Consider the following 26,543-nt stretch of genomic DNA (forward strand, 5'->3'; position numbering starts at 1 on the left):
CGAAACACGGAATAACTGCCCACTGCCCACTGCCTACCCAACTGCCATGTCTACAACCACCGAAGCCACTATGACGCCTCCAACTCTTTCCGAGCCCCATCCCTCGCTCCACATTTACAACACGCTTTCGAAGAAGAAAGAACCGTTCCAAACAGTCAAGAAAGGCAAGGTAGGTATCTACCTGTGCGGGCCCACGGTTTACGACAAGGCGCACATCGGCCACATGGTAGGCCCAGTCATTTTCGATTGCATGAAACGTTACCTCGTGTATTGCGGGTACGACGTGAGTTGGGTCGTGAACATCACCGACGTCGATGACAAGCTCATTAACAAAGCCAACGAGCGTGGCATCACGATGCTCGATGTCGCCGAAGAGAACATCCAGGATTACAACGACAACCTAGCAGCGCTCGGCGTGGACACGATCGATCACTTTCCGCGGGCGACCGACTGCATGGATGAAATCATCGCGCTGATCGAATCGCTGGTCGAGCAGGGTTTTGCTTATGCATCGGAAGGCGATGTGTACTTCGATGTGACCAAAGACGCCAACTATGGCAAGCTTTCCAATCGCAGCCTCGATGCCATGCAAGGCGAAGGGGGTGGCGGGGCCTCAAAGAAACGAGGCGCGGCCGACTTCGCACTGTGGAAAAGCGCGAAAGAGGGTGAACCCTCTTGGGAAAGCCCTTGGGGCGCTGGCCGTCCTGGGTGGCACATCGAATGCTCAGCCATGAGCCGCAAATTGCTGGGCGAAACGTTCGACATCCACGGTGGCGGGCTCGACCTTGTATTTCCGCATCACGAGAACGAAATCGCACAAAGCGAATGCTGCCACAACGCACCAATGGTCACCTACTGGGCTCACAACGGCCTGCTCCGGAGAGACGCTGCTGCAGGAAAGATCGGCGGGAAGAGCGAACGCGGCGAAGCAGAAGGCGTCGCAGGAGATTCTCCCGAGGCTCAGGCGTCGGGGAAAATGAGCCGCAGCAAGGGTGCTGGCGGGCTAGCAGACTTGATCGGCAACCAAGGTGGCGAACGTATCCGCTTCTTTCTGCTTCGCACGCATTATCGCAGCACCGTGATGTTCAGCGAGCCGGCCATCGAGGAAGCTGCCGTCGGGCTGGAAACCTTCTATCGACTGTTTAAGCGATTCAACAGGATTTCCAAGGGCGAATTCTACGCGCTGACCGCTCCCACCGAACGCGGTGGTGGCATGCTCACGGACGATTCGATTCCCGTCCTCAAGGCGGCCGGTGTGTGTCGCCAGAAGTTCCTGCAAGCCATGGATGATGACTTCAACACGGGGGGCGCGATTGCAGAGCTGTTCGAGCTGGCAAAAATCGCCAACAAGTATTGCGACGAGAACGACCTCGAAGGTGCTGGCAATGCCGACGTGGCTGCTTTGGCGACACTTGAACTGGTGATGACTTCAATCAAAGAGCTGTCGAACGTGCTGGGCCTTTTCTTGGAAGCGCCGAAGGCATCTGGCGGCGATGACTTGCTCGATGCGGTAATGCCTCTAGTCATTGAGTTGCGCACTGCTGCCCGCAGTGCGAAAGACTTTGCCACGGCCGACGCCATCCGTGATCAGCTGACGCCGCTGGGCGTAGCAATTGAAGACCGGGGCGGGCAGGCAGAGTGGTCAGGCGGCGGCGAGGGTACGCTCGAGGGCGTGATGCAACTGCTCATCGAGCTCCGCCAGCAAGCCCGCGAGAACAAAGACTTCGCCACAAGCGACAAAATCCGCGACGGGCTGGCTGCCGCGGGCGTGAAGCTGGAAGATCGCGCCGGTGGAGCCGAGTGGTCGCGGTCGTGATATAATGAGACAGGTCCCGTTTGAGTTGACTTGGAGGTAACAAATATGACTGAAGCTTTAAAAAATGCTTTCGATCAAGCATCAGCCTTGTCCGACCAAGACCAGAATTTCATCGCTGCAATTATGCTAGAAGAAATGCGGTCTGGTGATGGCTGGAAAAAAGAGTACGAAGAATCGGGATTGGAGATTGATCAACTTGCTCACGAGGCCCATCTTGAGCATCTCGCTGGTAAGACGATACCTCTTGATCCCGACAAGCTATGAAGTCCTCGACCACTCAGCGATTTCGCGAGCGACTTGCTGCACTACCTGAACGCATTCAACGTGAAGCTCGTGAATCGTATCGTTTGTTCTTAACGGCGCCTCACTCTAGTAGCCTGCGATTCAAGAGAGTCAATCGTAAGCGTCCCTACTACTCGGCTCGTGTAGGCCGTAATTACCGAGTCCTGGGTATGCTCGAAGATGTTACTATCAACTGGTTCTGGATCGGCCCTCACGACGAGTATGATCGTCTTGTTGCAGCCCTGAACTGAAAGTTCTCTGTGCGTATCCTCGGCGTTGATCCTGGCTTAAACATCACCGGTTACGGCGTGATTGACGTTGTCAATCGCCAAGTGAAACTCATCGAAGCGGGCGTGGTGCGCGGCAAGACGCGAGGGTCGCTCTCTGCTCGCGTGCGTGAGATTCATCTTGGCGTGGCAGACGTAATTGAAACACTCAAGCCGGAGAGCGTGGCGATCGAAAAGCTCTATTCGCACTACGATCGTCCCACCACGGCCATCCTCATGGGCCACGCCCGTGGCGTGATCGTGCTGGCTGCGGCGCTGGCAGATTTGGATGTCACGGATTACCCTTCGACGCAAGTGAAGAAAACGCTCACCGGAAATGGCCGCGCTCCGAAATCACAAGTGCAACTGGCCGTGCAGCGCGAACTGCGGCTGGCAAAGCTTCCCGAGCCGGCTGATGTGGCTGACGCCCTGGCGATCGCGCTCTGTCACGCGTATGCTGTGAATGTTAATCATTCACTCCTTCCTTAGTTAAGCATCGAATGAAACCCCAATACCAGCACGCAGCGCAAGCAAGTGAATAAAAGGCTGGCCGTTTCGATTCACTTGCTGGCGCTGCGTGTTAGTATTGAAATCGAATCCGTTCGTTAGCCGCCGACCTTGGTCGGCGCGTGGCTGGCACCGCGAGAGTTCCCTGTTTTTCCATCCCCGCGCCGAGCAAGCTCGGCGGCTAACATCTCACTAATAGCTAACAGCTAATTACTAACCGCTCCCTATGATCACAAAGATTACCGGCAAAACGATTGGCGCCAGCGGCGACTCCCTGACACTTGGGGTTGGTCCGTTTGAATACGAGATTTTCATTCCTGAATTCACCCGCCGCCAAGTTCAGGAGAACATTGGCAAAGAGATTAGCCTGCACACGATTGAGTATCTTGAAGGCAATCCCATGCAGGGGCGGATGACCCCACGCATGATTGGCTTCCTCAATGCCGTTGAGCGCGAGTTCTTCGAGCTGTTCTGCTCGGTCGATAAGGTCGGTGTGAAGAAAGCACTACGGGCGATGGTCCGGCCGGTGCAGGAGGTCGCCACCTTGATCGAAGACCAAGACGCCAAAGGCCTCTCGGGGTTGCCAGGCATTGGCCCCGCCACGGCAGAGAAAATCATTGCCACGCTGCGCAGGAAGATCCCCAAGTTTGCCCTCCTCATTGGTCGCGATCTGCCTGAAGGTGCCGAACAGGTTCGCGACATCGCCAGCGAAGCGTTCGACGCGATGCGAGCCCTGGGCCATTCGGACAGCGATGCGCGCCGCTTGATCGACGACGCCCTCGAGCGGAAAAAGAAATACAAGAACGTCGATGAACTGCTGAGGGCAATTTACGAACAGAAGGCGGGGGGGGGGGAGTAGTGGGCAGTAGACAGGGGGCAGGGGCTCGTTGGTGGCGTCTTCGAAAGCATGTGATCCGATGCCCGAGGTCTGAATTCTGAAGCCCCGAAACGCACGCTGAAAGCACGATTTCTCCTTTCGATTCGCAACCTCCTCGTTATTTATCTGCTACTCTTATTCATGCTTAGTGTCTTCGAACGTTGGTTAGTCTTTCCCGCCCCGCACGCTAACAATGCAGACTTGCAGCCTGCGGGGCTCGTGTTCGAGGATGTGTTCTTCTCTGCCGAGGATGGAACCAAACTGAACGGCTGGTACGTGCCGCACGATTCGCCACGTGCGGTCGTGCTTTACTGCCATGGCAACGGGGAAGACGTGCCCCGGCTGGCGAATCGGCTGAAAGTTTTGCACGACCGCATCGGCGTGGCCGTGTTTGCTTGGGATTATCGAGGCTATGGTCGTAGTGAAGGCACCCCACACGAAGAGAACGTGGTCGCCGACGCGCGCGCGGCACAACTTTGGTTAGCGGAGCGAGCTGGCATCGCACCGGAGGAGGTCCTGCTCATGGGCCGCTCGTTGGGCGGGGCCGCGACGATCGCTGTCGCGTCGGAATATCCCGTCCGTGGGCTAGTGCTCGATCGTACCTTCGCAACACTCACAGACGCCGCGGCTGTTCATTTCCCCTGGCTTCCTGTTCGCTGGATGATGCGCAATCGATTTGATTCGGTCGAACGTATCGCCAAGTACCAGGGCCCTCTGCTGCAAACGCACGGCACCGAGGACGAAGTGATTCCCTTTGACCACGCAGAGGAACTATTCGCCGCCTCGGCGAGCGAGCAGAAACGCTTCATGCGAGTCGAAGGAGCGAACCACAACGGGCCACTTCCTGAAGAGTGCTACGCGGCACTCGATGAGTTTTTGGATGCACTACCGTAGCCAACAACCTCTCCGAGCCGAGAGGCGTCAGCCCTCAGGTTGCATTCTTGACGCTTCAACCGGAGAGCTAACGCTTCTCGGCTCTGGGACTTATCGACGTTCGCCGGCTTCTGCACTTTTGCACGCAGCTGCGATTTCCCTGTGCAAAAGTCCGGCTCGTTCTGTGCGCTGATTCCTCGTAAGCCCTTTCCGCCAAGTCGCTTATGCATCAAGCCTGGCAATCGCTGCTAAGACTTTTGCTCTGAAGCATGACGTACTGTGCTACTCAGCGAAACCGCGTAAGTCGATCCGCAGGAATGCTTGAGGGTGTGTCTGAATTGAGAAAGAACCTTCCAGTACGAGCATTTTAGCGGAGTGGGTGGCCAAAAGCGGGTAGAAAACCTGAACTCGCGGACTTGCGAGGATGAGTAGGGTATAATTGGTAGCAGTGCTTTATGGTGCTGTTAATGTCTACCTATCAATCTACAAGTCATCTGATAATGTGCTGCGGATAATCGCATGAAGACTTCTTTTGAAGGCATCGTTTCCTCCGGGGGCTTGCAACTGGACGAATCCGTTGATCTGGCTGATCAGTGCCGTGTGCATGTCACAGTGATTCCTATCAACGAGTGCCCGCAGAAGTGGGCCGAATCGCTGAGCAACTTGGAAGAGCTGCGTAGTTCAGAGCCTATTCGATCCGGCGGACTTCGTTATAGTCGCGAGCAGCTCAATGAACGCGATTGACACGAACATCCTGATTTATGCCGTCGATACTGAGGAGCCCGAAAAGTCGGCCAAAGCGATCGAATTGCTCAGGCGACTTTCTACCGAGCCGGTACCACTGATCGTTCCTTGGCAAGTTGCAGTTGAATTTCTGGCTTGCCTACGACGTTGGGAAAACGCAAAACGCATCTCCCGTTCGCAGTCGCAGCGTTATCTCGCAGAGTTCCTAATGCCAATGCCGATCGTGCACCCCTCAACCAAAGTGCTGCAAGCTTCGCTCGAACTGAGCAGTCGCCATAGCCTCTCTCACTGGGATAGCTTGCTACTTGCTGCCTGTATCGAAGCAGGTGTTCAATCACTTTATAGCGAAGACATGAGTCATGGAGGAACTTATGACTCCGTGCAAATCGTCAATCCATTCTGTTAGCCGGTAGGTTGTGATGTGTGGACTAATGTGTCGATGGTGGCCAAAAGCGTTGATAAATTTGGTGGACTCGGCATCAATCTAGGCTTAGACTCAGGCACAATCGACGTTTCACGAGCATGCTTTTTCCTTGCGGCTACCTGCACTCGTTGGTACAGTCAAGTCTGCTCCGACTGAGGTAGCGCACCAACATTCTCACTGCTGTTAGAGGACAAGAACATGATGCGAAGTATCGCAAGTTCTTTCTTATCCATTTCATGCTTTCTGTACGTCGCCATTTTGTCGGCCATTTGTACAGCTCAGTCTGTCCGACTTCCTGCCGACTTGAACCCGGGTGATGAGTATCGGCTTGCGTTTGTAACCGCCGGGATGCGTGACGCGACCAGTAGCAACATTGCTGATTATAATACGTTCGTCAGAAACGAAGCGAATGCACCAAGCAGCATAGTTCGTGGTCTCGCGACCGAATGGTTTGCTCTCGCCTCAACCAGTGATGTTGATGCAATCGAGAACACCGGCACTGACCCAACACCTGACGGAGACACTGGTGTTCCGATCTACTTGGTAGATGGAATGACTCGCGTCGCTGACCACTACGACCACTTGTGGGGCACCTATAGAGTTGGTCTACACGCCCCGCTCGATTTTACGCAGTATGGCATTGCCCTTAATGGATCTAACAATGTCTGGACCGGAATTGGCAGCAATGGCGTAGCGCTTAGCGACCAACTCGGAACGAACACCCCATGGCTCGGCATGTCTAGGGTTAGAACCGGGAGATGGCTCGGTAACAGAAACACTACTTCGAGCAGCCAGATAAATTCTCTCTATGGCATCTCATCCGTGCTTATCGCCGTCCCCGAACCTTCAACAGCGTCTTTACTTTGCGCAGGCGTCTTTGTCCTTCTCAGAAGGCGAACGGATACTGCTCGCCGGGTGCCACTGCTGGTTTATCGCAGATGACTACCAGTAGAAGCTTCCGCCCCTACGCACACCACTCCCTTGGATCGCGGCAAGAAGCTCGACCAGCAGTGTTTGAAGTTCTTGGTTATGCTGCGGAGGTAAAGTCCTCACCTGCGCAAGACCCACTGCTGGCCAGCGACCATGTGGCGGCGGATGTTACGCCACTGACTGTAATTACGTTGCATCGTTTGGCAAACAGCGATCAACCAGCAGTGGCACCCGCGCGCTTGATCCAATGCACCTACGCCTGCTCGGTACGGTAGGCGTCGTGTCCTGCACGGAGTTTTTGTCGGACTTGATTCAGTAGCTTCATTCTGATGGTATGCGTACATTTGAACACTAAAGCAAGCTGTTTCTGTCTAACTCAGACGAATAACCAGCATCCAAGCCGCAAGTCGTTTGTTGGTTTGACTTTCGGGAATCTGCATTGTTATGATAGATGGGAATTATACAGAATACTTTCTGTCCATTTATCGTTATGCCGCCACTCAGTTTCAAAGCGCGAACAAAGCAACGTTGGTTTCGCTTCAAGAAGTGGTGGCGCTTCAACTTTGGTCCCAAGCCTGTGATCGAGTGGGACACACCTTGTCCGCGATGTGGGTCTAAGGTTTTGTGGGGTCACGGTACTCGTGTTGAAGGTAAGACATTGCACGTATCCAACGGTTTCCAATGCGTGAAGTGCGGATGGTGTCCACCACGACAAGACCCGGCCGCATAACCAGCGGCTGCAGTTGACCGGCGACGCCCGCGAGTAGAATGATGTTGTCGGTTTGGAGCCTGCTTTCCGCGGGCGGCCGGCAACTGAGCCTTTTACGTTCGTCGGCTTGGAGTGTGCGAGTGTTACCCATCGTCCGAGCCAAGGTTACGTTTCTCAGTCACGATTTTGGTGGACGCACTAGGCTGCCCGACCTGTCGTCGGGGCAATACATGCCCCATCTCGTCATCCAATCACCCGATGTCCGTGCTGCCACAGTTGTGGAAGGAAACGTGATCGTTGATGATTACTTGGGGGTTCGCTTTCTCGCCGGTCCGCCCGAAATCATTCGCGACGAAGCTTATGATTGCGAATTCGAATTGATGTACCATCCCAATGTCAACTACGATGCTGTTCAGGAGGGTGCGACATTCACCGTACGCGAAGGCGGCACAGTAATTGGATTCGGTACTGTTACCGGTCGATGTGGATGAAGCGCAGACGAACAAAGAAATGCACGCGAGTTGCGGATCGCGCGTGTTCCAATAGTAAGATCAACAGCCGCAACCGCGTGATTTCGAACGTTATGCCCCTAGATTTTCGACAAGATCGAACCGCGACGGGGAAGCCGGAACTGATCGCTACAGGCAAATGCGGATGGCCGGAATTTCCTGGCCTTGCTCGGGCTGTCGTTAAACACTTCGGCATGACCGTAATCGAAAAGATCGACGGCTTGGACGAGCGGATGTGGTTCACGCGGCTCGGCAGTGCTCGGTACTGCGTCTCTTGGGATATTTGGTTTCCAGAGGTATCCATCATGGCTTGGGAAGATACGCCAGATGCCGCCATTGATCGTTTGGCAACCGGGCCCTAACCACCGGCTGCAGTTGACCGGCGACGCCCGAGAGTAGAATATTGTGGTCGGTTGGTAGCCCACTCCCGCGGGCGGCCGGCAACTGAGCCTTTTACGTTATATGGCAAAGAAATGAGTGTACCTCAATGGGCGGACGAAGAGCTATCTGCGTCGCTCGATTCCTGGATCGCCGAAGGTGAGTCTGTCTCACTAGAATTCAAAGGCGAACTGCCCGACCAGAGACGAAAAATTGCCCAAGAAATTGCCGCGATGGCAACGTCAGGAGGTGGTAGCATTCTCATGGGCGTTTCCGATGAGGGAGACGTTGTCGGTCTACCTCTCGCCGACGGTGGTGCCAGAGACGATTACTTTGAACAAATCCAAGGCATCGTGGACACCGTGCGACCGTCCGTTGCTGCTGACTTGCAATATGGAGTCACCCAGTCACAGACCATTCTAATAATCTCGATTCCTAAACAATCCGATCCAGTATTCTACGTCGAGCATCGGCCATACATCAGAGACGGTCGTCGATCTCGACCTGCACGGCCTGAAGAAGTTGTTGCCTCCGTATGGGCGCATCCAAGTTCAGAGCATAAACGTGAAATGGAACGAATACACGAACGGCAAATGGCAAACATCGTGGATGGCGGCCAGCGGGCCCGCGACTCATACTTGCAGCGATGATGCCGCCACTGCCGAACAAAAGCCCTATAACAATGGCATGAACGCGGAGCCGCCGATCGCGCGTTTTCAAATGGAGCATCAATCTCGGCGGCCCGGTTATGCCAGACGTTATGTTGCTCACGCCGAAGAATGAAATCCTCGGCGTGTTCTCTTGGCGTGACAAAAGTTCGCGGGTCGCACGGACAGTCGACCGCGGAAAACTCTGCCACCTCTCTAGCATGGTTCAGTCGATTGTCCGTGGGCGCAGCTCAGGAGGTAACTCGATAGGCCTCCTGTGCCGTGCACACCGACAATCATTCGTAGTACCCGCGACGAAATGCAAAGCGACATGCGAATGACTGTCGGTGCTACCCAAGATCGTTTCGTTTGCAGAGTTTCTGGTCCGCACAGCGGACCCTACGCCAGCTTTCTACCGCAATTGCTGGCGGCACTCACTGAAGAACGCTTGAAAGTCTTCCCGCTGGTAGTCCGGGTAGGTCCACGGCAACGCTTGCCATGCTTTTTTACGGTACTGGAGCGTGAGTTCCGCGTAGATGCCCTGCTGCAAGTAGATGCGATGGGCGTGGTCTTTGGTCGAAGCGAGAATCAGCTTGGCGAGCGTGAGATAGCCCGGGTCGAGATTCAGCGGACGGGGCTCGGAGTGATCAGATTGCTCGATGTAGCGAACTTCAAGGTCGTTTGTAGCCCGCTTGACGGCGGCCAATTCGCTCGGGTCGATGGTTTGCTGGAATGCCCAGAATTGTTTTTTGAGGTCGGGGCCCATTTCTTCGAGATAATAGTCTGTCTCTGTGAAGTCGAACGCGGGGCTGACGAGGGCCGCTTTGCCGAACTGCTCTTGGGCCCGCTCAAGCCCCCAAGCGAGTGCTTCGTCATAACGGCTGCTGGCCGCGATGAGTAGCAGGACGGGTTTTGGTTTTGTGATAGCGCCCATAAGTCTTCGAGATTTTGTCGGGTGTGTGAGCGCAGCGAAACGCACCACGATTAGGTGCGTTTCGCTGCGCTCACACACCCCACAAGAGGATCGAACTCCTAGTACGCCTTCGCGAACACAGCACGCTTTTCGCTTGGCTGTCCGGTGAAGAGGCAGGTTCCCGGCTCGTCGTCACCATCAATAGGTACACAGCGCACCGTGACTTTCAGTTTTTTCAACGTTTCTTCAATTTCGGGTGTGTCAACAAAGTGGCAGTAGGCCAAGCCGCCGTGGATCTCGGGGTGATCTTCGTTCTGAGGAGTAAAGAACTCTTTGAACTCATCAAGATCGTCAATCCTTACCGTCACTTCGTCCCGGGCCTTGGCGGCGCGATCGAACAGGCCCTGCTGGATGCCATTGAGGGTGGCGGAGATTCGTTGGATGAACTCGCCACGGGGAGTGCCCTGTCCTTTTCCACCTAGGTCACGGCGTGAAACGAAAACGCCATCTTCAGCCACATCGCGGGGGCCGATCTCGGCACGTATCGGCACGCCTCGTTTGACCCATTGCCATTTTTTCTCGCCACCCCGCATGTCGCGGTTGTCGACCTTCACTCGAACTGGTTCACCAGCGTACTCTTGGGCTTCCAGCTCCTGCTTGAGCTCCTCGACATACGGCAACACCTTGGCTGCTTCCTCTTCATTGCGATAGATCGGCAGCAGCACGACCTGTGCGGGCGCGAGCTTCGGTGGCACGATTAAACCGTCGTCGTCGGCGTGGGTCATGATCAAGCCACCCACGAGCCGAGTGGAAACGCCCCAACTGGTCGTCCAAGCATGCTCCAACTCACCAGCCACGTTCTGGAACTTGATCTCCTGAGCCTTGGCAAAGTTCTGTCCCAGGAAGTGGCTCGTGCCTGCTTGTAGTGCTTTGCGATCCTGCATCATCGCTTCGATGGAGTAGGTGGCGACCGCACCGGGGAAGCGCTCGCCAGAAGTTTTCTCGCCCTTAATGACCGGCATAGCCATGACGTTCTCGGCGAAGTCCGCGTATACGTCGAGCATCTGACGTGTCTCGGCGACTGCTTCTTCCTCCGTCGCGTGAACCGTGTGACCTTCCTGCCAGAGAAACTCGGTCGTGCGGAGGAACATGCGTGTACGCATTTCCCAGCGTACTACGTTGGCCCATTGGTTAATGAGAATCGGCAGATCGCGGTGCGATTCCACCCAGCGGGCGAAGGTGGCCCCGATGATCGTCTCGCTCGTGGGACGCACGATCAGTGGCTCTTGCAGCTCAGCCGAAGGTGCTGGACGCAAGCCACCCGCAGGATCGGGCTCTAGTCGATGGTGAGTGACCACGGCGCACTCTTTGGCGAAGCCCTCCACGTGCTCAGCCTCCTTTTCCAAGAAACTCATCGGAATGAACAGCGGGAAGTACGCGTTTTCGTGTCCGGTGGCTTTAAATCGCGCGTCGAGATTCTTCTGGATGTTCTCCCAGATGGCATAGCCCCACGGCTTGATGACCATGCAGCCACGCACGTCGGAGTTTTCAGCTAGGTCGGCCGCCTTCACGACCTGTTGGTACCACTCTGGGTAGTCCTCAGCACGAGTGGGCGAGATTGCAGATTTTGGTTGTTTGGCCATTCAAAGGGACGAAGGTTAGGGGCGTCGGGGCAAGAAAAACAATTAGCCGCGAGCCAACGGCTCGCCGGAGCATACAAATAAGCCCCGACATTCTAAACGAGCTTGAGACGCCGCGAAACGCGAAATCGGCCCCAAGTCGCGGAGGGTTAGTTCTGCTAGGATGGCTGTTTGGCGATTCACCGGCGACCTGCTAGGTCGCGGCTATTTGCCTTTCCTGTCATTCACTCGACTCTAGACCCTCAGCTCTCGACTTTCACGCATGGAACGACAATTCGTCAGCCAACTTGGCCATAATTCGCCAGTACAGCAGGTTTTTCTCGCTTCGGATAAACAACTGCGCCCAAATCGCAATGGAAACCTCTACCTGCAGGTCGAGCTCTCCGACCGCAGCGGCATGGTGCAAGCCCGCCAGTGGAACGCCAGTGAGGAAGACTACAAAGCCTTCGAGAACGGCGACTACGTGTACGTCGACGGGGCCACGCAGCTCTTCCAGGGCAATGTGCAGTTGATCGCCACCCGCATTCGCCGTGCTAGGGAAGACGAGGTCGATGAAGCGGATTACATGACGCTCGAATCGACAACGATCAATGAAATGAGGACCCGTTTCGTCGAAATCATGCGAGGCATCAAGAGCGCGCCAGTCGCACGCCTCGCCGCTGCGTTTCTCGATGACGAAGCGTTCATGGATAAGTTCTGCCGAGCGCCTGCTGGCATGAAGAACCATCACGCTTACCAAGGCGGACTGCTCGACCACGTCCTGAGCCTCGCAGAGCTGTCGCTACTGGTCGCTCCACGCTACCCGAATCTTGACGGCGACAAACTGCTCCTTGGCGTGTTCCTACACGATGCCGCGAAGGTGGACGAGCTGACCTACGAACGCGACATTGCCTACAGCGACGAAGGACAACTTCTGGGGCACATGGCCATGGCACTCACGATGGTTGATCAAAAGGCCGCCGAAGCCGTCAAGAAAGATGGCATGCCTTTGCCAGACAAATTGCTCGTGGAGATCAAACACATGATCATCAGTCACCACGGCAAATATGAATATGGAAGTGCAAAACTACCCATGACGCTCGAAGCGGTCGCCCTGCACCATCTCGACAACCTCGACGCCAAGATGGCCAGCTTCACGCAACTGATGAAGGATTGCCCCAACGTCGATAGCCCCTGGACGCAGTATTTCTCGCAGATCGGGCGGAAGCTGTATAAGGGTGAAGTTGGCCAGAAGTGAGACTATGCAGACTTCGATGAAACGCAAAAATACACCGCCGTGATATGGTATAATAGTGGAGTCTTTATCGCCCTTTTAGATTCCATCCAACGGAGTCAAATCTTTGTATGATCCATAGCGAAGAATATAAACTCGACCGCACTGCCTTTCGCGTGACAACCTTCCAGGAAGCAGGAAATGACCTGGAATACTGGCTGACGAAGACGCCCCAACAGCGGATCGCTCATATGGAATACCTCAGGCAGATGAACTATGGAGAACACTACGCTTCCGAAGGACTTCAGAGAGTTCTTACAGTTACTCAACGCAAACCATGTTGAATATCTGGTCGTTGGAGGATTTGCCGTCGGTCTCCATGGTTATCCCCGTGCCACCTCGGATATCGACATCTGGATTTCGACCGACCAAGAGAACTCTTTAAAGATCGCCAAGTCTCTCGTTGAATTCGGTTTCGCAGCCTCTAGCATTGATGCGAAACGCTTCACATTCGCAGATCAGATCTTCCAGATCGGAAGAGCTCCTATTCGAATTGATCTTCTGACCTCAATCCCAGGTGTCGAGTTTGAGGCCTGCGTAGCTCGCTCTGAAAAATATATCCTTGACGAAATCACCATTCGAGCAATCAACCTGGAAGACCTCAGAACGAATAAGCTTGCTAGCGGCAGAAGCAAAGATCTCGACGACTTAGAAAACCTTCCCCAATAGTTTAGCTGCGACCATTGCAACTCCACAAAGCAGCTCCTCCCTCAACTCCCATTCCCACTTATGCCAGAACTTAGCGACGCCATTCTCCGCCACGTGAACGACGAGCGTTATCGCCCCGTCAAACCAAAAACCATCGCCAAGAAACTGGGGCTAGAAGAGGCCGATGTTTCGCGCGTGAAGAAAGAAGTGAAACGCCTGGTGCGCGAGAAAAAGCTGGCCTACGGGCCAAGTCACTTGGTGTGCCCCGTGAAGGCCGATCACCCGGCCGCAAAAGTTGGCGAGCAACCGGCTAAGAACAAGCGTCCCAAGCAAATCACGGGCATGTTCCGCCGCAATGCCAGCGGCTACGGGTTCGTGAGACCTGAAGGCACGACCAAGAGCGAGGGTAGAGACTCCGACGTATTCATTCCCGCCAACGGCGCGGGCGATGCGGCCAGCGGCGATACGGTGCGGATCAAGCTGGACGGCAAGATGGGACGTAAGGGCAAGCCCGAAGGCCGCATTACCGAGGTGATCGAGCGAGCGAACAATCGCTTTGTCGGCACTTACTTCGAGGAGGCCGATCAGGCGCTCGTGCAAGTCGATGGTGGCGTATTCATGAAGCCCATCTACGTGGGCGATCCGGGTGCCAAGGGTGCCCGCACCGACGACAAAGTGGTCATGGAGATGGTGCGATTCCCCTCGAACGTGCGCGACGGCGAAGGCGTAATCGTGGAAATCCTCGGTCAGCGTGGCCAACCGGGCGTCGATACGCTCTCGGTCATTCACGAATTCAATCTGCCCGGTCCGTTTCCTGAAGATGTGCTGGAAGAAGCCCGCGAACAGGCCGTGCAGTTCGATGAGTCGATTCCCAAGAAGCGTACCGACTTCACTGGCGAAACGGTCATCACGATCGACCCGGACACAGCCCGCGACTTCGACGATGCGATTTCACTTGAGCAACTCGACAACGGCCACTGGGTGCTCGGTGTACACATTGCCGACGTTTCTCACTTTGTGCAACCGAAAACGCCGCTGGATCGCGAAGCACGCGATCGGGCCACCAGCGTGTACCTGCCGGACCGCGTGATCCCCATGCTGCCAGAGATCATCTCCAATAATTTGGCCAGTCTCCAGCCGGATCGTGTGCGCTATGCCGTCACAGCGAAGATCGAGTTCAACGCGGAAGGCGTGCGCATCGGCACCGATGTCTACAAGGCAGCCATCAAAAGCTGCCGGCGCTTTACCTATGAAGAAGTTGACGAGTACCTCGCGGACCCGAAGGACTGGAAGTCGAAGCTCACCCCGCAGGTACACCAGTTACTCGGCAACATGCACACGCTAGCGATGATTCTCCGCAAGCGACGGTTCGACAAAGGCGCACTCGAACTTCATATGCCAGAGCTGAAGATCGATCTCGACAAAGACGGCAAGGTCAGCGGTGCCCACTTACAAGAGAATACCGAGAGCCATCAGATCATTGAAGAATTCATGCTAGCTGCGAACATTGCCGTGGCGGAGCGTCTGGCTGACGAGGGTCTCATCTTCCTACGCCGCGTTCACGGCGCGCCTGATCCACGACGTTTGAAGGCACTCACGGAGTTTGTAAAAGCACTCGGCCTGAAGACTGACGACCTGCAGAGCCGCTTCGCGCTGCAGAAGCTTCTTGACGAGGTGAAGAACGACCCACGGCAACATGCCGTCAACTTCGCTACGCTGCGTTCCATGCAACGAGCGATCTACAGCCCTGAAGATGAAGGGCACTTCGCGTTGGCGAGCGATTGCTACTGTCATTTTACCTCGCCGATTCGTCGTTATCCTGACCTCACGATTCACCGTTTGATTGAATCGCTCACCGAGGGACGCAAGCCTGTACAGGAATACCAACAGATTCTCTCGCTAGGCGATCATTGCAGCGAGCGCGAGCAACGGGCAACAGCAGCAGAGCGCGAGATCACCAAGGTGAAACTGCTCGACTACTTCGAGGACAAAGTCGGCAAGAAAATGGACGGCATCGTCACCGGCGTCGAAAGCTTCGGACTGTTCGTCACCGCCACAGACATCCCGGCCGAGGGCCTCGTGCATATCAGCTCGCTCACAGACGATCACTACAAGTTCGATCGCGCCGGCCACGTGCTCACCGGCTTCCGCTCCGGCGGTACCTTCCGCCTGGGGGACAAGGTACGCATCGAAGTCGCGTCGGTCGATCTGGACAAACGCGAGCTTGACTTCCGTGTCGTGAAGAGCGCCAAAAAGGCGAAGCAGAAGGGCAAAGATAAACACAAGAAGAAACGCCGCTAGGAGACCTCGTTTCCACGCTCCTGCGTGGGAACGCAGGTTTCAGACGCTCCCGCGTCACTGCCCCCGGAATATGGTTGGCCCAACGCTTGGGGTTTCGCCGCAGGAGCCGGCTAGGTATCCCGTTTCCACACAGGAGCGTGGGAACGAGGAGCTTAAACAGCCCCTGGGAGTGAATTCTCCAAAGCGTTAAGATGGCGTGCATGGCCACTCCCTCACTTTCCCACACGCCTCTGCACGCTTGGCACGTCGAACACGGCGGGCGAATGGTAGACTTTGCCGGCTGGGAAATGCCGGTGCAATACACGTCGATTGTCGAAGAACATAACGCCGTCCGCAGTTCGCTGGGACTGTTCGATGTGTCGCACATGGGCCGGCTGCAGTTCTCTGGTAGCGCTTGTGAGAAGCTGCTCGACAAGCTGCTGACACGGCGGGTGAGGGACATGCTCCCCGGCGATATTCGTTACAGCCTCGTCTGCCAAGAAGAGGGCGGCATTCTCGACGATGTGCTCGTCTATCGATTACTCAGCCAGGCCGAGGCAACTGAGGTGGAAGACGACCAACCAGCGTTTCAGCTCGTCGTGAACGCCAGCAACCGTCAAAAAATTGTCTCGCACTTTCATACCTTCGTAGATGCCACCGACCGCGTGCGCATGAGCGACTTGACCACGGTCACCGCAATGATCGCCGTACAAGGGCCGCGTGCGATTGAACTACTCGATCCACTGGTGGATTTCGAGCTCACCCAGCTCGCCAACTACCACGGCACCTACAGCGAAGTCGAAGACAAACCATGCTACGTAAGTCGCACCGGCTATACGGGCGAAGATGGCGCAGAGATCATTTGCTCCGCCAATTACGCTGAGCCCATTTGGGAACTACTGATGGATGTTGGAAAAGATGCCGGTATCGCCGCTTGCGGCTTAGCCGCCCGCGACACCCTGCGACTCGAAGCCGCCATGCCACTCTACGGCCACGAACTTTCCGAAGCGATTAACCCCGTACAAGCTGGTCTAGGCTTTGGAGTGAACGTCAAGGATCGCGAGTTCGTGGGACGCGACGCGATCGTGAAAGCTCGCAAGCAGTACGCCGAAGAAAATCACAACTTGCCGGTGCGCGTTGGCCTAGAACTCGGCGGCAAAAGACCCGCCCGCGAAGGGGCAACCATCCTCAACGGAGACAACGTCGTTGGCAAAGTCACCAGCGGAACATTTTCCCCGACGCTCGAAAAGCCCATCGCAATGGGTTACGTCACCCATGAGAATTCGGTAGTCGGTACAGAACTGGCCATCGACATCCGCGGCAAGCAGCATGCCGCGAAGATAGTGAAGTTACCCTTTTACAAACGGAAATAGAACGTCACGTTCGTAGGGTACGTCGAGTGCAGCGGGGCGTACCATGAACTACTTTTTGGTACGCCTCACTCCACTCGACATCCCCTACACAATCCCACCAAGAAATAATTAAGGAACCCAACCAAGTGAAACCTGCAGACCTCCATTTTGCCAAGACTCACGAGTGGGTTTCCGTCGCCGAAGAAGACGGCTCGCAAGTGGCCACCGTGGGCATTTCCGCCTTTGCCGTCGAGGCGCTGACCGACCTCGTGTTCATGGAACTCCCAACCATCGGTAAGCAAGTCAGCGCGGGGGAACCCTTCTGCGAAGTCGAATCGGTAAAAGCCGTCAGCGACGTGTACGCACCCGTCAGCGGCGAAGTCATTGCCGTGAATGAAACGCTGCCCGACACACTTGAGAAGCTCAGCACAGCCCCCTACGGCGATGGCTGGATCGCTAAGATCAAGATGAGTGAGGAGGGCCTAGGCCACTTAATGGATTACGACGCGTATCAGAAGCAATGCAGCGAAGAGAGTTGATCAAGGGAAAAGGGGAATGCCGAAAGGGGAATCCCCTAGGCGAACCTTTTGTGATTTCCGCCTCTCTCGCGACTTTCCACTTTCCACTTTCGCCTTTCTTGCAATGCCTTACCTTTACAACACGCCGGAAGATCGGCAAGCGATGCTAGAGTCGATCGGCGTGCAGTCGATTGACGAACTGTTTGCGCCGATACCCGACGATCTGAAGCTCGCACGACCATTGGCATTGCCGCCGGCGTTATCGGAGTTGGAACTCGACCAGCACTTGGGCGAACTTGCTGCGCAGAACACGCACGCTGGTCAAGCTGCCTGCTTCTTGGGGGGCGGTTCGTACGATCATCACATTCCTGCCGTCGTCGATGCGATTGGTGGTCGGAGCGAGTTCTATACGTCTTACACGCCCTACCAGGCCGAGGCCTCACAGGGAAACTTGCAGGCGATGTTCGAGTATCAATCGCTCATCTGCCGCCTCACAGGCATGGCCATCTCCAACAGCAGCCTGTACGACGGAGCAAGCAGCACGGCCGAGGCGGTGCTTATGGCGATTAGCTCTACACGCCGCACCGGCAAAGTGATCGTGCCATCGAGCCTGCATCCGGAGTATCGACAGACGATTGCAACCTACTTGGAGAACCTGGGAGTCGAGCTCGTCACACTCCCCTGCCCCACTGGTGTTGTCGACACCGACCAACTCGCCAGCGCCGTAGACGACCAAACTGCGGCCATTGTGTTGCAGCAGCCCAACTTCTTCGGCTGCGTGGAAGATGCCGAGCCCATCGCGAAGTTAGCCCACGACAACGGCGCGTTGTTAATCTCCGTATTCGACCCGATCAGCTTGGGCATTCTCAAACGGCCCGGTGAATATGGTGCGAACATAGCCGTGGCCGAAGGGCAAACCCTGGGCACGCCCATGCACTACGGCGGGCCAGTCTTAGGCATTATGACCTGCGATGACAAACTCGTGCGCCGCATGCCGGGACGTGTCGTGGGAGAGACAAACGATCGCCGCGGCAATCGCTGTTTCGTACTCACACTACAAACCCGCGAGCAACACATCCGTCGCGACAAAGCCACTAGCAATGTGTGTAGCAATCAGGCACTGTTCGCCGTGCGAGCGAGCGTCTACCTTGCCCAGCTTGGCCCGCAAGGGCTCAAAGAAACTGCCAACCTATGCCTGCAAAAGACGCATTACCTGGCTGACAAGTTGTGCGAGAATGACCGCTTCTCCATGGCGTTCACCGCGCCCACCTTCAAAGAGTTCGTCGTTCGCGACGCGAATGGCAGAGTTGACGAGCTAGTAAAGACGGCCCTCGACGCTGGCTACCTAGCGGGCGTACCAATGAGCACTTGGTACCCAGAGCTTGACGATTGCCTGCTGATCGCTGTCACGGAAAAACGTACCAAGGCCGAGATGGATGGGCTCGTGGCGGTGCTTTGTGGCGCAGGCAAACCATGAGGGAGAAGTTCCGCTCAACCGGCCTGCTATCTCTTCTTCGATTCACTGGATTGGCTTTGTCGTTCTTTGGATCAACCAACGTCAACGACAGACGTTCTCTATCGCTTCTCTCCTTATCGATCTGTGCAGGGTCAATCTACGTTGCTTCGATCGCGTTGGCCGACACACAACCAGTTGGGGGAGAGAGTACGGTTGTAGAGGCAGAAGTTGATACGCAGAAAGTCGTGAAGATTGCCACGCAAAACGTCAAAGTGGACGGCTACAGAGGGATTTGGTACGCCAACCAAAGATCGGGCGACGTGTATCGCTTCAAATACAGCGGAGGCCTGGGAACCTATTGCGCCAAGCACAGACCATTTGCCATCTATTCCCCTACAGCACGCAAAACATTCTTTTGCTATGGAGGAGCCGCAAGAAATAATAACCACCGGCTTGTCCATATGGTTTCCTATTTCGATCACAAAACCGGAATGGTCCCGCAACCCACGTTGTTGTTGGATAAAAAGACGGGCGATGCACACGACAATCCGGTTATCTCGTTGGACTACCATGGCCATTTGTGGATTTTTTCTACCTCACATGGACGCGGTCGGCCTTCTTTTGTGCACCGGAGCAAAGAGCCGTTTTCGATCGACGCTTTCGAACGAATCGATGCAACTTACTCAAAAGAGGGAGAAACCCTTCCTCTAGACAACTTCTCCTACTTGCAGGTCTGGCCTCAGAGAAAGGGAGGATTTGCCTCTTTCTTCACGCGTTACAAGGCCCCTGCTGATCGCACTCTCTTCTTTATGAAAAGCGCCGACGGAAAACAATGGTCGGCATGGCAGAGACTAGCGGCATTCGAGAAGGGGCACTATCAGGTGAGTGTTTCAGACGGCGATCACCTTGGTTCAGCGTTTAATTATCATCCCAACGGCAAAGTGCACCCCATTGACGATGGACGCCCCAACCCAAAAGAGCGTCCTGACGGCAAGGGGCAAGTCGTCGGTCAAGGGCTCAACTATCGTACGAATTTGTACTACGTAGAGACTCTCGATGGAGGACTCACCTGGCAGAACGCAGCTGGCGAGACACTTCAATTGCCCCTGACTGAAGTGAGCAATCCGGCCCTGGTCCGGGACTTTGCCGCTGAGGAAAAAAACATTTACATGAAAGACATCCAGTTTGACGAGCAAGGAAATCCAGTCATTCTGATCCTAGCCAGCAGAGGATATCAATCGGGTCCGATAAACGATCCGCGTGATTGGCTACTTGCACATTGGACTGACGAGCAATGGACGTTTTCTACGATCGCCCAATCTGACAACAATTACGACATGGGATCGCTATTTTTAGAAAAGGGACAATGGCGGCTAGTCGCTCCCACCGAACAGGGCCCACAGGCTTACAACACTGGTGGAGAAGTCTGCATGTGGACCAGTGCGGATCAAGGTAAGACATGGAAACGTGGGCGACAACTCACACGCAACAGCCCGTACAACCATACCTTTGTGCGACGACCAATTCAGGCCCACCCGGATTTCTACGCCTTTTGGGCTGACGGACATGGGCGGCAGCCTTCCAAGTCGAGGCTGTATTTCTGCAACCAACAAGGGGATGTTTTTCAGTTGCCGGCGTTAATGGACGGCCCGTTTGCTAAGCCACGCAAGCTCACTGCAACCGGAGAGCAAGCGGCTGCAATCGCACCCTAAAACTGACGCGTGGGTGCGAGTTGAGTGAAGGGGCAAGGCCGTCTTCTAGCTCTTCCCCGCTGTTGCTCCTAAGGGTTGGAATTTCACGAACTGGAAGCCCGCCAGAGGACTGCGCGTTTACCAACCCCTGCCGGCCCCTGGCAAGATAACGCTCGAGTCTCGCTAAGTACTAGCCCACCCGGGACGCTGAAGCAGTTATACTCGTAGGCCGGCTCCTGCTGGAGCGGCTTTCGACTACGAGGTAACAGCTGCCTGGCCACACTCTTCGCTCGCTCTGGTTTCTACTTGCCCCAAGCCCCCCTCATGACAACGACTGATCCGCAAGACGCCTGTCACATTCCTACCTCTTCAGTCCTGGGTGATCTCGATTGCCCGCCACGACGGAGCAAGCAGCACGGCCGAGGCGGTGCTCATGGCGATCAGCTCTACACGCCGCACCGGCAAAGTGATCGTGCCATCGAGCCTGCATCCGGAGTATCGACAGACGATTGCAACCTACTTGGAGAACCTGGGAGTCGAGCTCGTCACACTCCCCTGCCCCACTGGTGTTGTCGACACCGACCAACTCGCCAGCGCCGTAGATGACCAAACTGCGGCCATTGTGTTGCAGCAGCCCAACTTCTTCGGCTGCGTGGAAGATGCCGAGCCCATCGCGAAGTTAGCCCAGCACAACGGCGCGTTGTTAATCTCCGTATTCGACCCGATCAGCTTGGGAATTCTCAAACGGCCCGGTGAATATGGTGCGAACATAGCCGTGGCCGAAGGGCAAACCCTGGGCACGCCCATGCACTACGGCGGGCCCGTGCTGGGCATTATGACCTGCGATGACAAACTCGTGCGCCGCATGCCGGGACGTGTCGTGGGAGAGACCAGCGATCGCCGCGGCAATCGCTGCTTCGTACTCACACTACAAACCTGCGAGCAACACATCCGTCGCGACAAAGCCACTAGCAATGTGTGTAGCAATCAGGCGCTGTTCGCCGTGCGAGCGAGTGTGTACTTCGCGCAACTAGGACCGCAAGGATTGAAAGAGACGGCCAACTTGTGCCTGCAAAAGACACATTACCTGGCGGACAAACTATGCGAAGATGATCGCTTCTCAATGGCGTTCACCGCGCCCACCTTCAAAGAGTTCGTCGTTCGCGATGCGAATGGCAAAGTCGATGAACTGGTAAAGACGGCCCTCGACGCTGGCTACCTAGCGGGCGTACCACTGGGCACTTGGTACCCAGAGCTTGACGATTGCCTGCTGATAGCTGTCACGGAAAAACGCACGAAGACGGAAATCGATGGCCTTGTGGCAGTGCTTTGTGGCGAGACAAGCAGCGAAAGCATTGAACCGGCGGTTGCCACAATGAATTGAACCACAGAGGGCACTGAGAACACGGAGGTTTGATAAGGAGTGATTACGATGGGTATGTGCCATTGTTGGAAGCAAGCCAACAATGAACCAATTGACTTGATAATGAACGCACCCAAGTTCCATCTCATCTTCCTATATGAAGACTGAGTAAAGCTCATTTCTTCTTGACTAGCCTTGATGATGCAACTCTGCGAGGTCGGCACGGTGGCCCAGTTATGAAAGAGTTGGATACCTATTCAAATATCTGGGATCGATCATCAGAAGAAATCGTATGGCTTATCGAGGGCTTCCACGACTTGAAAAGCTTTATTTCTCGAACTGTTACCTCGAACTGTTGCCTCGAACTTGGGCGTCGTCATGGCGTTTAGTTGACGAACTCAATCTCTGTGTACCTCCGTGCCCCCTGTGGTTCATAATAGAATAGCGAAGAAGTGCCTATTCTTTTCTCGGGGACGTATCACATGGCAGACGAGCATCATGAAGAGGACATTCACGGCACGGTAGGCCCAACGCCTTCTCCAGCAGACTCACCCGGTCAAGCCAGCAGCGAAGGCCCCCGCTTTCGGATCATCCGCCCGCATGATGAAGGCGGCCTGGGCAAAGTCTCGGTGGCGCTTGATACCGAGCTTGATCGCGAAGTGGCCCTCAAGGAGATCAAGCCGCAGTTTGCGGATGATGCGTCAAGCCGTTCGCGTTTCTTGCTCGAAGCGGAGATTACTGGCGGGCTCGAGCACCCAGGGATTGTGCCGATCTACGGCTTGGGCGCCTCGGCCGATGGTCGGCCCTACTACGCGATGCGATTCATTCGCGGCGATAATCTAGCCACGGCGATCCGCGCCTACCACGAAGAGGGTGAGAAAGCGGATGGCCCAGACAAGGTCGTTCAACTGCGCCGGTTGCTGGGCCGGTTCCTCGATGTGTGCAACGCGGTCTACTACGCACACCAACGGGGCGTGTTGCATCGCGACTTGAAGCCGGGCAACGTCATGCTCGGCGAGTACGGCGAAACGCTGGTCGTTGATTGGGGATTGGCGAAGCCAATCGGTGCTGCCGAGGATACAGTTGCCGATCAGAGCGAAAACATGGTCCAATCCCCGCTCGTGCCACGCTCGGGCAGTGTTGTCGATGCAACGCAGCTCGGCTCGGCCATCGGTTCGCCGCACTACATGAGCCCCGAGCAGGCTCGCGGCGAGCACGACCAACTGGGCCCGGCAGCCGATGTTTATAGCTTAGGGGCTACGCTCTACACACTGCTCACCAATCGCAGACCGATTCACGGCGATACGATTGAAACGATACTTGAGAAAGTTCGATTGGGCCCCACGAAAACGGCTCGGCAAGAAAACTCGCAAGTCGATGCTGCATTGAGTGCCATCTGCGCTCGCGCCATGGCCCAAGAGCCCACAGATCGTTACGCCACGGTGCGAGCGCTGGCCGAAGATGTCGAACGCTACTTGGCTGACGAACCGGTCCGGGCCTTCCCCGAACCGCTTGCCCGACGCACCCGGCGCTGGCTGCGCAAACATCCACGGCTGGTCGGCTCAGCAGCGGCGACGCTCATCGCAGGGGTGGTGAGCGCGGGCACGATTGCGGGGGTGGTGAGCTCGAGCAATCAGAAGCTGGGGGAGAAGAATGTCGAGCTGGCGGATGCGAATACGAAGCTTGAAGTGGCCCGTGACGATGCCTTGCAGGCGAAAACTGAGGCGGTAGAAGTTGCTGAATTTATGGTCTCCGCTTTTCGGTCGCCTGATCCGGCCCTCTATGGGAAAGATATCACGGTTGCTCAGGCGCTCGAGTGGGCAGCGGTGGATATTGAGGATCGATTCGAGGACGATCCACGCACGAAAGCGGCGCTACTGGATGCTCTCGGTCGCACTTACAGAGGCTTGGGCCTCGTGCAAGAAGCGGTGCCGCTCAGCGAGGAAGCATTCCAGTTGCTCTTGGAGCATCTGGGGCCCGAGGCGGCTGAAACGCTCGTCGTGAAACACAACTTCGCCCAAGCACTCGTCTATGCAGGAGAGACCGACCGTGGGACGGCGTTGCTTGAAGAGGTTTTGCAATCACGCCGCCAACTGCTGGGACCCCACAGCGAACCAGCCCTCATCACGATGAACAATCTGGCGGAAGCCTATCAGAATGCAGGGCAGATTAAAAAAGCGATCGCTCTGCAAGAACAGACCCACGCCCTCAGGAAGGAAGAGAAATCTCCCGACACGCACGCATTGATTGTTTCGCTCAACAATCTCGGGAATTTTTACCGCTCTGCTGGGGATTTGAAGAAGTCACTTAGTATCCACCAAGAAGCAGCCAAGTTGGCCGGCGAAACGCTCGGCCCCGAGGACATCGAGACTCTGGTACTACAGGCCAATCTAGCCAACACGCTCCTCGATCTGGGCAAGAAACAGCAAGCGCTTCTGATTCAAGAGAATGCTTATAAAAAGTTGCTGAAATTGCTGGGTCCCGACCACCCTAGCACCTTGATGTCTGCGAATAATTTGGCAACTACCTACAAGCTGCTCGCGCAGCAGGACGAAGCGATCAATTTGTACGAGAAAAGTCTTGCGGCCAGCAGAGAAAAACTCGGCGAAGCTCACCCGAAAACCTTAACGCTCATGGGAAACCTTGGCGAAGCCTACGCCGGGGCGGGCCGATTGCCAGAGGCCCTCGAGATGCAGGAATCGCTGTTACAAACTGCGGAACGAACTTTCGCCGCGGACCATCCGAATCTTCTCAACATCAAAGGCAATTTGGCGAAAACTTATCTGAGCGTGGGGCGGTTCCAGGAAGCCACAGTTCTCACTAAGCAAGCGTACGACCAACTTTGCAAGAAACTGGGCGAGGATCACCCCGATACGCTGACGAGTCTCAGCAGCTTGGCACTTGCTTATCTGGAAAGTGGCGAGATCGACAAAGCAATCACCCTAATGGAGAAAACGCTGAAGAAAGAGCGCGTCGTGCTTGGCGATGACCACCCGGAAACCTTGGGGACGTTGAACAATTTGGCTAACGCCTACCAAGACGCAGGGCGCCTGCCAGAGGCTCTAAAACTCCATGAAGAGACGTTCGCAAAGAAGCAGAAGGTCTTCGGGCCGAAACATCCCTACACACTCACCTCGATGAATAATGTCGCCCAGGCGTACCAGGAAGCAGGAGAAATAGAAAAAGCCATCGCGATGCACGAGAAGAATCTTGAGATCGATCGCGATATTCGGAAGCCGGGCCACCCGGAGACTCTCAAGACAATGACAAACTTAGCGATGGCTTATTCCTCGGCAGGGGAGTTTGAGAAGGCGTTGGCTCTCTGTGAAGAGTGTGATCGACTCTTCCTGGAAACCCTTGAGAAGGATCATCCCGACAGGCTATCTTTGCTGAGTAATTGGGCCTTCATTCTCTACAACGCAGGTCAACTCGACGAAGCGATCACTCGGTACGAAGAGAACTTAGTCGCTCGACGTGCAAAGCTCGGGCCTGCACACCATGACACTTTACAGACCATGCAAAACTTGGCTTCTTGCTACGGGAATGCCGGCAGGGCCGAAGAAGCAATTACCATGATGGAACAGGCCTACAAGCAGCTAGCAGCACAGTTTGGGCAAGCCCACCACATAACGATCAGCACCTCGGGGAATCTAGCTGATCTCTATGAGCAAGTGGGAAGGAATGAAGAGGCCGTTGAACTCTACGAGCAATCGCTCAAAAATAGCAAAGCGACGCTTGGACACAATCATCCCGCAACGCTTGGCTATACTGATCGCTTGGCGTATCTCAATGAACGATTCGCAAGGTACGAGCAAGCACAAGCACTATACATCGCCTACGCCACCACGCTTCAACAGCAAGAACGAGCTAGCAATGGCGTGCATATCGCTTATGCGATCGAACGCAACGCTTATTGCCTTGTGAAGCGTGGCATGCACGACGACGCGGAAGAACCGCTCAAATGGATCCGAGAAATCACCAAGGAGTCACCCAACTGGTTTCTGCGACACGATGCCACGAGTTTGCTTGGGGAAATAAAGCAAACTCAGGGCAAATTTGAGGAGAGCGAGAAGTTGCTGCTGGCTGGGTATCGCGGGCTCGCAGAAACTCGTGAGAACATTCCACCCCGAAACCTATTTGTGCTTCCTGAATCGCTCATGCGAATCGTGAATTTCTACCGAACTCGCGGCAATCTTGACGAGACAGGAAAATGGCAGAAGGAACTGGATAAAATCAATGCAAAGGGAGCTAAGCCAGACACAAAGCCTATTACTGAGCCAGAGCCCTTTGATAATCTGAACTTCAACTTCCACTAACCGTAAGCCCCGCGCGAGGCGTAGCTCGCGGGCTAGTTTCGCGTAACAATTCTTACTAGCAGGAAAGAATCTCTGTTTAGAATAGCTAGAACTCTTCTCGACTTTTCAACAGCGCACCTTCTCGGCAGGAA

At 55.4% G+C, this 26,543-nt stretch carries 24 protein-coding genes; 22 read left to right on the forward strand and 2 right to left on the reverse strand.

The window, feature by feature from the left end:
• Positions 1 to 46: 46 nt before the first annotated feature.
• The 13 genes from cysS to HG15A2_RS21605 all read left to right on the forward strand — a co-directional run bounded on the left by cysS (position 47) and on the right by HG15A2_RS21605 (position 8,965).
• Entirely contained in the window at positions 47 to 1,816 is a 1,770-nt protein-coding gene (gene cysS / locus HG15A2_RS21545; RefSeq protein ID WP_145063206.1) for a cysteine--tRNA ligase, read from the forward strand.
• A gap of 45 nt (positions 1,817 to 1,861) precedes the next feature.
• Complete coding sequence (locus tag HG15A2_RS21550) at positions 1,862 to 2,080, forward strand: hypothetical protein (RefSeq protein WP_145063208.1); 219 nt, start codon at positions 1,862 to 1,864, stop codon at positions 2,078 to 2,080.
• Positions 2,077 to 2,349 carry a ParE family toxin-like protein gene (locus HG15A2_RS21555; RefSeq protein ID WP_145063210.1) on the forward strand — a complete coding sequence of 91 codons (273 nt, stop codon included), beginning with the start codon at positions 2,077 to 2,079 and terminating at the stop codon, positions 2,347 to 2,349. The genes HG15A2_RS21550 and HG15A2_RS21555 overlap by 4 nt, the downstream gene beginning before the upstream one ends.
• A gap of 9 nt (positions 2,350 to 2,358) precedes the next feature.
• A complete protein-coding gene (gene ruvC / locus HG15A2_RS21560) occupies positions 2,359 to 2,853 on the forward strand; it encodes a crossover junction endodeoxyribonuclease RuvC (protein WP_145063212.1) in 495 nt (164 codons plus the stop codon).
• Positions 2,854 to 3,097: 244 nt separating this feature from the next.
• The gene (gene ruvA / locus HG15A2_RS21565; RefSeq protein ID WP_145063214.1) at positions 3,098 to 3,730 is read left to right on the forward strand and encodes a Holliday junction branch migration protein RuvA; all 633 of its coding nucleotides are present in this window, start codon (positions 3,098 to 3,100) and stop codon (positions 3,728 to 3,730) included.
• Between the two features lie 159 nt (positions 3,731 to 3,889).
• The gene (locus HG15A2_RS21570) at positions 3,890 to 4,642 is read left to right on the forward strand and encodes an alpha/beta hydrolase (RefSeq protein ID WP_145063216.1); all 753 of its coding nucleotides are present in this window, start codon (positions 3,890 to 3,892) and stop codon (positions 4,640 to 4,642) included.
• Positions 4,643 to 5,140: 498 nt separating this feature from the next.
• The gene (locus tag HG15A2_RS21575; protein ID WP_145063217.1) at positions 5,141 to 5,365 is read left to right on the forward strand and encodes a hypothetical protein; all 225 of its coding nucleotides are present in this window, start codon (positions 5,141 to 5,143) and stop codon (positions 5,363 to 5,365) included.
• Positions 5,352 to 5,771 (forward strand): PIN domain-containing protein, encoded by a 420-nt coding sequence (locus tag HG15A2_RS21580; protein WP_145063219.1) that lies wholly within the window; start codon positions 5,352 to 5,354, stop codon positions 5,769 to 5,771. The genes HG15A2_RS21575 and HG15A2_RS21580 overlap by 14 nt, the downstream gene beginning before the upstream one ends.
• A 753-nt stretch (positions 5,772 to 6,524) precedes the next feature.
• Positions 6,525 to 6,731, forward strand: a complete 207-nt coding sequence (locus HG15A2_RS25240; protein ID WP_391483932.1) for a PEP-CTERM sorting domain-containing protein — start codon at positions 6,525 to 6,527, stop codon at positions 6,729 to 6,731.
• Positions 6,728 to 6,994 carry a hypothetical protein gene (locus HG15A2_RS21590; protein ID WP_145063222.1) on the forward strand — a complete coding sequence of 89 codons (267 nt, stop codon included), beginning with the start codon at positions 6,728 to 6,730 and terminating at the stop codon, positions 6,992 to 6,994. Before HG15A2_RS25240 ends, HG15A2_RS21590 begins: the two co-directional genes overlap by 4 nt.
• Positions 6,995 to 7,568: 574 nt before the next feature.
• Positions 7,569 to 7,919: a hypothetical protein gene (locus HG15A2_RS21595; protein WP_145063224.1), complete on the forward strand. Its 351-nt coding sequence runs from the start codon at positions 7,569 to 7,571 to the stop codon at positions 7,917 to 7,919.
• 212 nt (positions 7,920 to 8,131) lie between these two features.
• Positions 8,132 to 8,299 carry a hypothetical protein gene (locus HG15A2_RS24330; protein WP_218932161.1) on the forward strand — a complete coding sequence of 56 codons (168 nt, stop codon included), beginning with the start codon at positions 8,132 to 8,134 and terminating at the stop codon, positions 8,297 to 8,299.
• A 111-nt stretch (positions 8,300 to 8,410) separates the two neighbouring features.
• Positions 8,411 to 8,965 (forward strand): AlbA family DNA-binding domain-containing protein, encoded by a 555-nt coding sequence (locus tag HG15A2_RS21605; RefSeq protein ID WP_145063228.1) that lies wholly within the window; start codon positions 8,411 to 8,413, stop codon positions 8,963 to 8,965.
• Positions 8,966 to 9,374: 409 nt separating this feature from the next.
• On the opposite strand, the gene HG15A2_RS21610 is transcribed toward HG15A2_RS21605, so the two are convergent.
• Positions 9,375 to 9,896, reverse strand: coding sequence for a DUF4416 family protein (locus HG15A2_RS21610; protein ID WP_145063230.1), 522 nt, complete (start codon positions 9,894 to 9,896; stop codon positions 9,375 to 9,377).
• Between the two features lie 98 nt (positions 9,897 to 9,994).
• Positions 9,995 to 11,518 (reverse strand): proline--tRNA ligase, encoded by a 1,524-nt coding sequence (proS, locus tag HG15A2_RS21615; RefSeq protein WP_145063232.1) that lies wholly within the window; start codon positions 11,516 to 11,518, stop codon positions 9,995 to 9,997.
• Positions 11,519 to 11,777: 259 nt separating this feature from the next.
• On the opposite strand from proS, the gene HG15A2_RS21620 reads away from it, so the two are divergent.
• The 9 genes from HG15A2_RS21620 (at position 11,778) to HG15A2_RS21670 (ending at position 26,412) form a co-directional block, all read left to right on the forward strand.
• Positions 11,778 to 12,752 carry a 3'-5' exoribonuclease YhaM family protein gene (locus HG15A2_RS21620; protein WP_145063234.1) on the forward strand — a complete coding sequence of 325 codons (975 nt, stop codon included), beginning with the start codon at positions 11,778 to 11,780 and terminating at the stop codon, positions 12,750 to 12,752.
• Positions 12,753 to 13,004: 252 nt separating this feature from the next.
• Complete coding sequence (locus HG15A2_RS21630; protein WP_145063238.1) at positions 13,005 to 13,457, forward strand: nucleotidyltransferase; 453 nt, start codon at positions 13,005 to 13,007, stop codon at positions 13,455 to 13,457.
• Positions 13,458 to 13,517: 60 nt separating this feature from the next.
• Entirely contained in the window at positions 13,518 to 15,737 is a 2,220-nt protein-coding gene (gene rnr / locus HG15A2_RS21635; RefSeq protein WP_145063240.1) for a ribonuclease R, read from the forward strand.
• Positions 15,738 to 15,937: 200 nt separating this feature from the next.
• Positions 15,938 to 17,089 (forward strand): glycine cleavage system aminomethyltransferase GcvT, encoded by a 1,152-nt coding sequence (gene gcvT / locus HG15A2_RS21640; protein ID WP_145063242.1) that lies wholly within the window; start codon positions 15,938 to 15,940, stop codon positions 17,087 to 17,089.
• A 125-nt stretch (positions 17,090 to 17,214) separates the two neighbouring features.
• Positions 17,215 to 17,607 (forward strand): glycine cleavage system protein GcvH, encoded by a 393-nt coding sequence (gene gcvH, locus HG15A2_RS21645; RefSeq protein WP_145063244.1) that lies wholly within the window; start codon positions 17,215 to 17,217, stop codon positions 17,605 to 17,607.
• Positions 17,608 to 17,710: 103 nt separating this feature from the next.
• The gene (gene gcvPA, locus HG15A2_RS21650; RefSeq protein ID WP_145063246.1) at positions 17,711 to 19,063 is read left to right on the forward strand and encodes an aminomethyl-transferring glycine dehydrogenase subunit GcvPA; all 1,353 of its coding nucleotides are present in this window, start codon (positions 17,711 to 17,713) and stop codon (positions 19,061 to 19,063) included.
• Between the two features lie 155 nt (positions 19,064 to 19,218).
• Positions 19,219 to 20,754 (forward strand): BNR-4 repeat-containing protein, encoded by a 1,536-nt coding sequence (locus HG15A2_RS21655; protein ID WP_246117824.1) that lies wholly within the window; start codon positions 19,219 to 19,221, stop codon positions 20,752 to 20,754.
• A 358-nt stretch (positions 20,755 to 21,112) separates the two neighbouring features.
• Positions 21,113 to 22,117 (forward strand): aminomethyl-transferring glycine dehydrogenase subunit GcvPA, encoded by a 1,005-nt coding sequence (gene gcvPA, locus HG15A2_RS21660; RefSeq protein ID WP_145063249.1) that lies wholly within the window; start codon positions 21,113 to 21,115, stop codon positions 22,115 to 22,117.
• Between the two features lie 461 nt (positions 22,118 to 22,578).
• On the forward strand, positions 22,579 to 26,412 hold the full coding sequence (locus HG15A2_RS21670; protein ID WP_218932164.1) for a serine/threonine-protein kinase: 3,834 nt from the start codon (positions 22,579 to 22,581) through the stop codon (positions 26,410 to 26,412).
• Positions 26,413 to 26,543: the final 131 nt, after the last annotated feature.

Origin of the sequence: Adhaeretor mobilis (assembly GCF_007741515.1) — a bacterium.
GTDB classification, from domain to species: domain Bacteria; phylum Planctomycetota; class Planctomycetia; order Pirellulales; family Lacipirellulaceae; genus Adhaeretor; species Adhaeretor mobilis.

Excerpts from the sequence above, each read along its gene's own strand:
- HG15A2_RS21670 (WP_218932164.1), top strand. The coding sequence starts at position 22,579 with ATGGCAGACGAGCATCATGAAGAGGACATTCACGGCACGGTAGGCCCA.
- HG15A2_RS24330 (WP_218932161.1), top strand. The coding sequence starts at position 8,132 with ATGACCGTAATCGAAAAGATCGACGGCTTGGACGAGCGGATGTGGTTC.
- HG15A2_RS21610 (WP_145063230.1), bottom strand. The coding sequence starts at position 9,896 with ATGGGCGCTATCACAAAACCAAAACCCGTCCTGCTACTCATCGCGGCC.
- HG15A2_RS21590 (WP_145063222.1), top strand. The coding sequence starts at position 6,728 with ATGACTACCAGTAGAAGCTTCCGCCCCTACGCACACCACTCCCTTGGA.
- HG15A2_RS21555 (WP_145063210.1), top strand. The coding sequence starts at position 2,077 with ATGAAGTCCTCGACCACTCAGCGATTTCGCGAGCGACTTGCTGCACTA.
- HG15A2_RS21620 (WP_145063234.1), top strand. The coding sequence starts at position 11,778 with ATGGAACGACAATTCGTCAGCCAACTTGGCCATAATTCGCCAGTACAG.
- proS (WP_145063232.1), bottom strand. The coding sequence starts at position 11,518 with ATGGCCAAACAACCAAAATCTGCAATCTCGCCCACTCGTGCTGAGGAC.
- HG15A2_RS21570 (WP_145063216.1), top strand. The coding sequence starts at position 3,890 with ATGCTTAGTGTCTTCGAACGTTGGTTAGTCTTTCCCGCCCCGCACGCT.
- HG15A2_RS21605 (WP_145063228.1), top strand. The coding sequence starts at position 8,411 with ATGAGTGTACCTCAATGGGCGGACGAAGAGCTATCTGCGTCGCTCGAT.
- HG15A2_RS21580 (WP_145063219.1), top strand. The coding sequence starts at position 5,352 with ATGAACGCGATTGACACGAACATCCTGATTTATGCCGTCGATACTGAG.
- HG15A2_RS21550 (WP_145063208.1), top strand. The coding sequence starts at position 1,862 with ATGACTGAAGCTTTAAAAAATGCTTTCGATCAAGCATCAGCCTTGTCC.
- gcvPA (WP_145063246.1), top strand. The coding sequence starts at position 17,711 with ATGCCTTACCTTTACAACACGCCGGAAGATCGGCAAGCGATGCTAGAG.
- HG15A2_RS21575 (WP_145063217.1), top strand. The coding sequence starts at position 5,141 with ATGAAGACTTCTTTTGAAGGCATCGTTTCCTCCGGGGGCTTGCAACTG.
- ruvA (WP_145063214.1), top strand. The coding sequence starts at position 3,098 with ATGATCACAAAGATTACCGGCAAAACGATTGGCGCCAGCGGCGACTCC.
- gcvT (WP_145063242.1), top strand. The coding sequence starts at position 15,938 with ATGGCCACTCCCTCACTTTCCCACACGCCTCTGCACGCTTGGCACGTC.
- rnr (WP_145063240.1), top strand. The coding sequence starts at position 13,518 with ATGCCAGAACTTAGCGACGCCATTCTCCGCCACGTGAACGACGAGCGT.
- HG15A2_RS25240 (WP_391483932.1), top strand. The coding sequence starts at position 6,525 with ATGTCTAGGGTTAGAACCGGGAGATGGCTCGGTAACAGAAACACTACT.
- HG15A2_RS21630 (WP_145063238.1), top strand. The coding sequence starts at position 13,005 with ATGGAGAACACTACGCTTCCGAAGGACTTCAGAGAGTTCTTACAGTTA.
- cysS (WP_145063206.1), top strand. The coding sequence starts at position 47 with ATGTCTACAACCACCGAAGCCACTATGACGCCTCCAACTCTTTCCGAG.